The organism is Pseudomonas sp. NBRC 111127, assembly GCF_001320345.1.
Classification (GTDB): Bacteria; Pseudomonadota; Gammaproteobacteria; order Pseudomonadales; family Pseudomonadaceae; genus Aquipseudomonas; species Aquipseudomonas juntendi.
This window is the reverse complement of record NZ_BCBD01000018.1, coordinates 42002-51003: the sequence shown is the minus strand read 5'-3', so window position 1 is coordinate 51003 and position 9002 is coordinate 42002. Positions and strand designations below refer to the sequence as shown.

Annotated in this window: 11 protein-coding genes and 2 tRNA genes; 8 read left to right on the top strand and 5 right to left on the bottom strand. The window is 62.6% G+C overall.

Annotation, left to right across the window (positions count from 1 at the left end):
* The coding region (locus tag APH30_RS05750; RefSeq protein WP_177333709.1) for an FAD-dependent oxidoreductase at positions 1-574 on the top strand (574 nt) is incomplete at its 5' end.
* 289 nt (positions 575-863) lie between these two features.
* Positions 864-1052 (top strand): hypothetical protein, encoded by a 189-nt coding sequence (locus APH30_RS05745; RefSeq protein ID WP_029886312.1) that lies wholly within the window; start codon positions 864-866, stop codon positions 1050-1052.
* A gap of 4 nt (positions 1053-1056) precedes the next feature.
* Here the strand turns inward: APH30_RS05745 and APH30_RS05740 are convergent, their stop codons facing one another.
* The 3 genes from APH30_RS05740 to nhaR form a co-directional block, all read right to left on the bottom strand.
* Complete coding sequence (locus APH30_RS05740; RefSeq protein ID WP_029886311.1) at positions 1057-1704, bottom strand: YceH family protein; 648 nt, start codon at positions 1702-1704, stop codon at positions 1057-1059.
* 115 nt (positions 1705-1819) lie between these two features.
* The gene (sstT, locus tag APH30_RS05735) at positions 1820-3031 is read right to left on the bottom strand and encodes a serine/threonine transporter SstT (RefSeq protein WP_009682770.1); all 1212 of its coding nucleotides are present in this window, start codon (positions 3029-3031) and stop codon (positions 1820-1822) included.
* Positions 3032-3160: 129 nt separating this feature from the next.
* Complete coding sequence (gene nhaR / locus APH30_RS05730) at positions 3161-4054, bottom strand: transcriptional activator NhaR (protein WP_009682771.1); 894 nt, start codon at positions 4052-4054, stop codon at positions 3161-3163.
* Between the two features lie 133 nt (positions 4055-4187).
* Between nhaR and APH30_RS05725 the strand changes: the two genes are divergently transcribed.
* A complete protein-coding gene (locus tag APH30_RS05725; protein WP_054905235.1) occupies positions 4188-4427 on the top strand; it encodes a hypothetical protein in 240 nt (79 codons plus the stop codon).
* A gap of 28 nt (positions 4428-4455) precedes the next feature.
* On the top strand, positions 4456-5208 hold the full coding sequence (locus tag APH30_RS05720; protein WP_009682773.1) for a TerC family protein: 753 nt from the start codon (positions 4456-4458) through the stop codon (positions 5206-5208).
* Positions 5209-5260: 52 nt separating this feature from the next.
* On the opposite strand, the gene APH30_RS05715 is transcribed toward APH30_RS05720, so the two are convergent.
* Positions 5261-5440: a hypothetical protein gene (locus tag APH30_RS05715; RefSeq protein ID WP_009682774.1), complete on the bottom strand. Its 180-nt coding sequence runs from the start codon at positions 5438-5440 to the stop codon at positions 5261-5263.
* A gap of 166 nt (positions 5441-5606) precedes the next feature.
* On the opposite strand from APH30_RS05715, the gene APH30_RS05710 reads away from it, so the two are divergent.
* Positions 5607-6338, top strand: a complete 732-nt coding sequence (locus tag APH30_RS05710; RefSeq protein ID WP_054911922.1) for a peptidase C39 family protein — start codon at positions 5607-5609, stop codon at positions 6336-6338.
* A gap of 108 nt (positions 6339-6446) precedes the next feature.
* Here APH30_RS05710 and APH30_RS05705 read toward each other — a convergent pair whose 3' ends face one another.
* The gene (locus APH30_RS05705; RefSeq protein ID WP_003250557.1) at positions 6447-7730 is read right to left on the bottom strand and encodes an FAD-binding oxidoreductase; all 1284 of its coding nucleotides are present in this window, start codon (positions 7728-7730) and stop codon (positions 6447-6449) included.
* Between the two features lie 201 nt (positions 7731-7931).
* On the opposite strand from APH30_RS05705, the gene APH30_RS05700 reads away from it, so the two are divergent.
* From APH30_RS05700 to APH30_RS05690, 3 genes are all read left to right on the top strand, one after another.
* Positions 7932-8008, top strand: a tRNA-Val gene (locus APH30_RS05700).
* 155 nt (positions 8009-8163) lie between these two features.
* Positions 8164-8240, top strand: a tRNA-Val gene (locus APH30_RS05695).
* Positions 8241-8372: 132 nt separating this feature from the next.
* Positions 8373-8942, top strand: a complete 570-nt coding sequence (locus APH30_RS05690; RefSeq protein WP_029884966.1) for an SPOR domain-containing protein — start codon at positions 8373-8375, stop codon at positions 8940-8942.
* The last annotated feature ends 60 nt before the right edge of the window (positions 8943-9002 follow it).

Here is a 9002-nt window from a genome sequence, read left to right as displayed (position 1 = left end):
GGGTGAGCAGGAATACCGCGCGCGTGGCGTGGCTTACTGCCCGCACTGCGACGGCCCATTGTTCAAAGGCAAGCGCGTGGCGGTGATTGGTGGTGGCAACTCGGGTGTTGAGGCTGCCATTGACCTGGCCGGTATCGTTGCCCAGGTGACGCTGATCGAATTCGACAGCCAACTGCGCGCCGACGCGGTGTTGCAGCGCAAGCTGCACAGTTTGCCTAACGTGAAAGTGATCACCAGTGCGCTGACTACCGAGGTGCTTGGCAACGGCGAAAAAGTCACTGGCCTGCGCTACAAGGATCGCGCCACGGACGAGCAGCATGAAGTCGCGCTGGAAGGCATCTTCGTGCAGATTGGCCTGTTGCCGAACACCGACTGGCTCAAAGGTACCGTCGAGCTGTCACCGCGCGGCGAGATCATTGTCGATGCCAAGGGCCAGACCAGCATTCCAGGGGTGTTCGCTGCGGGGGACGTGACCACCGTGCCGTACAAGCAGATCGTGATTGCGGTGGGTGAGGGGGCCAAGGCTTCGCTGGCGGCCTTCGACCACCTGATCCGGACCTCGGCACCGGCGTAAGCCTGGGCTGGCCCTGCCTTCGAAGGCTGAGCAACTGTCTTTCTCAAAATTTGAAAAGCCTGCGCGATTCACCTGTGGGAGCGGGCAAGCCCGCGAAGCAGGCGACGCGGTATCTGGCACCGGCTGCGCCGGTGTTCGCGGGCATGCCCGCTCCCACAGGGGGTCTGCGTTGGCTTGGAGTTGCCGCCGTACTTGCAGGAGCGGCTCTAGCCGCGAAAGGGCCAGCGCTCGCAAGGCATCAAACCCAGGCTGTCTATGCTTACGGCATCCACCCTCAGGAAGCCGTATCATGACGCTGATCAGCCGCGAACCCTGGTGGCTAGTCCCGCCCAAGCCCGGTCAGACGGAGCAGGACCTGCATTGGGGTTACCTGGAAATCTACGCCGACGGTCGCACCGTATTCGTCGACCAGCGCCCCAGCGACCGGGAGCTGGCCGAGCGCAAAAGCTGCCGCAACTTCCCCGACCCCGAGCCGTGACCGCCTAGCCTTCCAGGTCTGCCAGGCGCGCTTCCAGCGCTGCGATGCGGGCTTCAAGCGCTTCGATACGCTCCTCCGACACGCTGCTGCCACTGCTGCGCTGGCCGCCCTCCTGCTGACGTGCTGCAAGAATCGCCTCGATCTCCGCCGGGTCGCCCAACGCATGGGTATAACGGTCTTCGCGCTGGCCCGCCTGGCGTGGCAGGTGCAAGGCCAGGTCGCGCGAGATCAGGCGCTCCAGCTGGTGCTGGATCTGCTCGGTGTCGTCGAAATCATGCAGGCGGTTGCTGCGGGTCAGCAGTTCGTTGAGGGTCTGCGGGCCGCGCAGGAACATCAGGCCCATCAGCACCAGTTGCGCCGGTACCAGCTCCAGGGCCTTGTCCACCCGCTGCTCCCAGCGATCGGCGCGGCTGCCCATCTGCAGGCGGGTCATGCCCTGCGCTTCAAGGTTGCGCAGGGCCTGGCCGACCTGGCCCGGGGTAAGGTTCATGACGGGCTCGCGGCTGGTCTTCTGGTTGCAGGCCAGGACCAGGGCGTTGAGGGTCAGCGGGTAGCTCTCCGGGCTGGTGGCCTGCTTTTCGATCAACGCGCCGAGGACACGGATCTCGGTGCTGCTCAAGCGGCCTTCACCGGCGGTTTCGTATTCTGACATGGCCCTGTCTCATTACTGGGGAAAGGCCACTAGGGTAGGTAATGCCATCGTGTAAGGCAATTGCGGCTGCTGGTGAGAGCGGGTGAACCCGCTCCGGCCAGCAACCCGATTAGGATCAGACGCTACGCCGCTCTTCAGCCAGGCACGCCGCGGCCGTGAACAGCACATCGGTGGAGGAGTTCAGCGCGGTCTCCGCCGAATCCTGCAACACCCCGATGATGAAGCCCACCGCAACCACCTGCATGGCAATTTCGCTGGGGATGCCGAACAGGCTGCACGCCAGCGGAATCAGCAGCAGCGACCCCCCTGCCACGCCGGAGGCACCGCAGGCACAGACGGCTGCCACCACGCTGAGCAGCAACGCTGTCGGCAGGTCGACCGGGATACCCAGGGTATGCACTGCGGCCAGCGTCAGCACGGTGATGGTGATCGCCGCACCGGCCATGTTGATGGTGGCACCCAGCGGGATCGACACCGAATAGGTGTCTTCATGCAAGCCAAGGCGCTCTGACAGTGCCAGGTTGACCGGGATATTGGCCGCCGAACTACGAGTGAAGAACGCGGTGATGCCGCTTTCGCGCAGGCACAGCAAGGTCAGCGGGAACGGGTTGCGGCGGATTTTCCAGTACACGATCAGCGGGTTCATCACCAGCGCTACGAACAGCATGCTGCCGATCAGCACTGCCAGCAGGTGCAGGTAGCCGAGCAAGGCGTTCAGGCCGGATTGAGCCAAGGTCGCGCTGACCAGGCCGAAGATGCCCAGCGGGGCAAAGCGGATGACTACACGCACGATCAGGGTGACACCGTTGGACAGGTCCTCGACCACGGTGCGCGTGGTGTCGCCCGCATGGCGCAAGGCCACGCCCAGGCCCACGGCCCAGGTCAGCACGCCGATGAAATTGGCGTTGAGCAGGGCGTTGATCGGGTTGTCGACCGCGCTCAGCAACAGGTTCTGCAGTACCTCGGTAATGCCGCCCGGTGCGCTGAGCGTGGCTTCGCCGGTGCTGAGCACCAATGACGAGGGGAACAGCGTGCTGGCGATCACGGCCACCAATGCCGCGGCGAAGGTGCCCAGCAGGTAGAGCCACAGGATCGGGCGAATGTGGGTTTCTTGGCCATGCCGGTGATTGGCGATCGAAGCCATGACCAGAATGAACACCAGTACAGGCGCCACTGCCTTGAGGGCACTGACGAAGACCTTGCCGAGGAAGGCCAGGTCGCCGGCCACGCTGGGGGCCAGCAGGGCCAGGGCGATACCGGCGAGCAAGCCGATGACGATCTGCGTCACCAGGCTGGTACGGTTGAGGAGGCGGAAAACAGAGGTCATGTGCAGCGTTATCTCGGATTCTGTAAAGGGCGGGACTTTAGCACAGAGCCTCGCCGGGCGGCCCGGCGCGCTTCGCGGCCACTGCCGCCCCGCAAGCGAACTCGGGACAGACCGTGCGAACCAGCCCGGTCACCAGTGGAACAACTCTCGCCGCGCCCCCTCGGTAATTGCCACTATCCCTGGGTGCTTGACCTTGCGCTCCACCGAAATGGCATAGAACGACTCATGCACCGCCTCGGTCTGCCCGATCAGTTGCACGCCGTACTGTCGGCACACTTCCTCGGCAATCACGCTGGGTGCAACGAAGATGCCGCTGCCCGACTGGCCGAAGGCCTGCATCAATGCGCTGTCATCGAACTCGCCGACAATGCGGGGCTGTACCTGCTGCTCGCCCAGCCACCGCAGCAATCGGCTGCGCACCACGGTTTCCTGGCCGGGAATCAGCAGGGGGGCGTCCTGCAAGCAGGCAGGAAAGGCACCCGGGTAGCGCTTGGCCAATGCAGGGGTGGCGAAAAAACTCAGGCCGCATTCGCCAAGCTTCTGGCTGTAGCCCTTGATATCCAGGTTGTTGGGCATGGGGCTGTCGGAAATCACCAGGTCCAGGCGCTGGATGGCCAGGTCGCCGAGCAGCCGTTCGAGCTTGTCTTCGCGGCAATTGATGCGCAGCACGTCGTCCAGCTCCATGGTCGGGGCCAGCAGGCGATAGACGATGGACTTGGGTACCACATCGGCCACGCCCACGCGGAACAGGATCTGCTCCTGTGGCCCGGCGCGCAGCATGGCCTCCAGTTCGCCACCAAGCTGGAACATCTGTTCGGCATAAGCCAGCGTCTGGCGGCCGGTTTCGGTCAGCTCCAGCTGCCGCCCCACACGCTGGAACAACTCCAGGCCGTAGGTGTGTTCGAACAGGCTGATCTGCCCGCTGATGGTTTGCGGGGTCAGGTTCAGCTGTTCGCTGGCGCGGGCGATGCTGCCGGTCCTGGCCACTGCCCAGAAGTAGTGCAACTGGCGGTAGTTGAGCACGCTGTTTTCCCGATTCGTAAAACCCGAAGTATAACCGTTGAAAATACGAATTTTCCTGATGTATCGGCGTGTCTAGAATCCTTCGTTATCAGGCGCCTCGTGCGCTGCTGAAGTCACCACAAGCGAGGAACCCATGCTGCACTTGAAATCCATCGGCACGCCGCTGGTACTGGCCCTGGCGCTGTTTGCCCTGGCTGGTTGCGACCAGGCCGAGAAGTCCGCCCAGCAGATGCTCGACCAAGCTGCTCAATCGGCCAAGCAGGCCATCGACGACACCAACAAGGCCGCCCAGCAGGCGCTGAGCGAAGCCATTGGCAGTGAAGGGCAGAAGCCCGTGCAAGCTGAAAAGAACGAAAAAAGCCAGGAAATCTGACCCCAACCGCCGTTGCAGGATGTGAACAATGGAATATCTGCTGGAACTCGCCGCTAGCCCTACCGCCTGGATTGCCCTGGCTACGCTGGTGGCCATGGAAATCGTACTGGGCATCGACAACCTGATCTTCATCTCGATCCTGACCAACAAGTTGCCGGTGGCGTACCGTTCCAAGGCGCGGCGCATCGGCATCAGCATGGCCCTGATCATGCGCCTGGCGTTGCTCAGCACGGTGGCCTGGATTGTCCAGCTGACCGACCCGGTGTTCGAAGTGTTCGGCAACGCGTTCTCGTGGAAAGACATGATCCTGATTGCGGGTGGCCTGTTCCTGTTGTGGAAGGCTACCAAAGAAATTCACGAAAACGTCGACCCGCACGGTGCCAAGGAAGAGGCCAAGGTGGGCTCCACGGTGACCTTGGGCTTCGCTGCGGCGATCTTCCAGATCCTGCTGCTGGATATCGTGTTCTCGGTAGACAGCATTATCACCGCCGTGGGCATGACCGAGCACTTGCCGATCATGATCATCGCCGTCATCACTGCCGTGATCGTGATGATGGTCGCGGCCGACCCACTGGCCAACTTCATCAACGACAACCCGACCGTCGTGATGCTGGCCCTGGGCTTCCTGATCATGATCGGTATGACGCTGATTGCCGAAGGGTTTGGTGCCCATGTGCCTAAAGGCTACGTGTACGCTGCGATGGCGTTCTCCACCGCGATCGAGATACTCAACATTCTCGCACGCAGGGCGCGGCTCAAGCGTGAGGCAGCTGAGCATTGACGGTGGGCAGCGGGGCGCTTTGCGCCCCGTTTGGCTGCTGAATGCTGCGCGGTCAGTGCACCCCCGCAGGCCGCCGTGCGCGCTGTACGTGCCGGGTTTTGGCCGGCACCTGCGGCGGTTGTTGATTGGGCTGTGCATGACGCCGCACAATACGTAATACACCCCATAGCATGGCGGCTGCGACGCTCAGCCACATGCCGACCAGCATGAGGATTGCCAGGGTCAGGCTCATCTGTGCCTCCATCGCTGCGGCAAACGCCAGAGTGACCGGCGTTTGCGTTCCAGACACTGCTTTAGTCTAGCCTTTCGCCTGGGACGTTCCATCGAACAAAGGTCTATCTCTGAGTCCGATTCGCTCCAAGCCGCTGTCGGACTATACCCGCGCCGTCGTCGGACCTATGATCAGTGGCCAGAGCTGGGCGCTGCCTGCCCGGCGTTGGAACAAGCGAGTGTCCATGCAGCAATCTTCCTTCAAGAGCGCCCGGCGGCTGCTGTCGGCCTTCATCGTGGCAGCCAGCCTGGCGGGCTGTGCCAGTGCGCCGCCCGCCAATCTCAAAGGCCTGCCGCAACGGGTCGAAATCAGCAGCGTGCCGTTCTACCGGGGCAACGCCAACCATAGCGGCGCCATGGCCCTGGCAGCAGTGTTGTCGCAACAGGGGGCACCGATTACCCCGGGGCTGCTGGACAAGCCCCTGAACCTGCCACAGGGTGCCGACGCACTGGGTACCGCCATCCCTAGCGTGGCGCGGGATTACGGCATGGTGGTGTACCGCCTGGACAAGCAACTGGATGCGCTGTTGACCCAAGTGGCGGCGGGCAACCCGGTACTCTTGCGCTACGAAGACGGTTCCGCCTGGTGGGGCGAGCCGCGCTATGCGGTGCTGATCGGGTATGACCGCTACAAGCAGCGGGTACTGCTGCGCTCGGGCATGCACCGCCGGCACATGATGGCATTCGACGCGTTCGCTTCGGCGTGGGCCGAGCAGGGCAGTTGGGCAGTGCTGGTGCAGCCGCCACGGCAATTGCCGGCTGAAGTGGATAGGCAACGCTGGTTGCAGGCGGCGGAAGAGTTGTCGCGGGCGGGGCAGGAAATCGCGGCGAAGCAGGCGGTGAACAGCCTGAACAAATGATCGTTCCCATCATGGCCTTTTCCCGGGTAGACCCGACCCTCCACAGAGCGTGTGCGCACCGCACAGCCCCATGGAGGAGCGGGTCCCGCCCCGAGGAGGCCCGCTACATCAGAAACCCAGGCGGTCGCGCAGGCTGTAGTACCAGGCACCGATAGCGCTGAACGGCACGCGCAGCATCTGGCCGCCTGGGAACGGGTAGTGCGGCAGGCCGGCGAAGGCGTCGAAACGCTCGGCCTGGCCGCGCAGGGCTTCGGCCAGCACCTTGCCCGCCAGGTGGGTATAGGTCACGCCGTGGCCCGAGCACCCCTGGGAGTAATAGATGTTGTCGCCGATGCGACCTACCTGTGGCAGGCGCGACAGGGTCAGCAGGAAGTTCCCGGTCCAGGCGTAGTCGATTTTCACGTTCTTCAGTTGCGGGAAGGCCTTGAGCATCTTCGGGCGGATGATCGCTTCGATGTTGGCCGGGTCACGTGCGCCGTACACTACGCCACCGCCGAAGATCAGGCGCTTGTCGCTGGTCAGGCGGTAATAGTCGAGCAGGTAGTTGCAATCTTCCACGCAGTAGTCCTGCGGCAGCAGGGTGCGCGCCAGCTCTTCGCCCAGGGGTTCGGTGGTGATGACCTGGGTGCCGCATGGCATGGATTTGGCGGCCAGCTCTGGCACCAGGTTGCCCAGGTAGGCGTTGCCAGCGACGATGATGAATTTGGCGCGGACCTTGCCCTGTGGGGTATGCACCACAGGGTTGGCGCCGCGCTCGATGCGCACGGCCGGGGTTTGCTCATAGATGATGCCGCCCAGCGACTCGACCGCTGCAGCTTCGCCCAGCGCCAGGTTCAGCGGGTGGATGTGACCGCCGCTCATGTCGAGCATGCCGCCGATGTAGCTGTCGCAGGCCACCACCTCGCGGATGCGCTTCTGGTCCATCAGCTCCAGCTGGTTGTGGCCGAAACGCTCCCACAGGCGCTTTTGCGATTCCAGGTGGCCCATCTGCTTGCTGGTGAGCGCGGCGAAAACGCCGCCGTCCTTCAGGTCGCACTGGATGTTGTACTTGGCCACGCGCTCGCGAATGATACGCCCGCCTTCGAAGGCCATGTGGCCCAGCAGCTGGGCCTGTTTAGGGCCCACAGTGCGTTCGATCACGTCGATGTCGCGGCTGTAGCTGTTGACGATCTGGCCACCGTTGCGGCCCGAGGCACCGAAGCCGACCTTGGCGGCTTCGACGATGCTCACCTTGAAGCCGTTCTCCAGCAGGAACAGGGCGCTGGACAGGCCGGTGTAGCCGGCGCCGATGATGCATACATCGGTTTCCACCTCACCCTGCAGCGCCGGACGTGGCGGCACCGGGTTGGCCGAGGCGGCGTAGTAGGACTGGGGGTAGGGGGTGTTAGCCATGCTGCAGGAACCTCGTGTTTTATATTTTTAACGAATGTAGCGATGCTATCAATAATAATAAACACCCGCTAGTCGTCTGTTGAAAATCCCTCACACAGTCGCAAGCGACCCTTCTCTATAAAGAGGTTTAGATTCAGTAGCTTAGCGCGAAAAAAAGTGTTGACAGGCTTTTCCAATTGCGTAGAATGCGCACCACACGACAGGCACATAGCTCAGTTGGTTAGAGCACCACCTTGACATGGTGGGGGTCGTTGGTTCGAGTCCAATTGTGCCTACCAAATCGAAGAAGGGGTGATCCGCAAGGGTCACCCCTTTTTTCATTGGTTTTTCCGGCGGTTGGCTGCAACACCGGGAAACTGCGAAAGTTTTTGATTTTTCTGAAAAAAACGCTTTACAGGTGCGCACTTGATCACTAAGATGCGCACCACACGACAGGCACATAGCTCAGTTGGTTAGAGCACCACCTTGACATGGTGGGGGTCGTTGGTTCGAGTCCAATTGTGCCTACCAAACTCCAGAAAGGGCGATCAGCAATGATCGCCCTTTTTGCATGTGCGCGTGAAGCAGCCTGTAACCTTTGGTCACGCTTCGGCCAGCGCGCAGCATGCTAGAATCCGCCCCTTCGAAACTGGAGGTACACGCGTGCGTAAACTGGCTGTGGTAATGGCAGTGCTCGCCCTGGCGGGCTGTGAGAACGAGGTCGAGGGCGTGCACAAGCAGGTGGCTGAACACTTGCACAACCCCAAGACGGCCAAGTTCGGCAACGTGCGGATCGACACCCAGGGCACCATCTGCGGCCAGGTCCGTGGCAAGGACGATGCCGGGCAGTACGAGGCCTACCGCAGCTACGTGGCGTTCAAGCGCGATGGCCAGTACGACATCATCGTGGACGAAACCGGCAACAACCTGCGTATCCGCGAACTGTGCGGCGGTGCCGACCTGCAGCGTCGCGCCGAAGCGCTGGCCGACCAGCCGGCACCCGAAGGCTGGGATGTGGAGGTGGTGCAGGGCGCCAACATGGGCGCACTCAGCGACATGACGGCCCGCCTGATCGAAAAGGGCATCCCGTCGTCGGTGGAATACCGCGATGGCAAGCCGGTGGTGCTGATGGGGCCGTTCCCTACTCGCGAAGAGGCGCAGGCCCGCCGCGACGAAGTCATGGCCAAATTGGGCACTGACTCGGTGGTCATCCAGCACGGCGCAGCGCGCTGACCTGCGCGGCCAACCCGCTTCCGAGGCGCATGATAGGCACCTTGCGCCCAGCATTGGCTA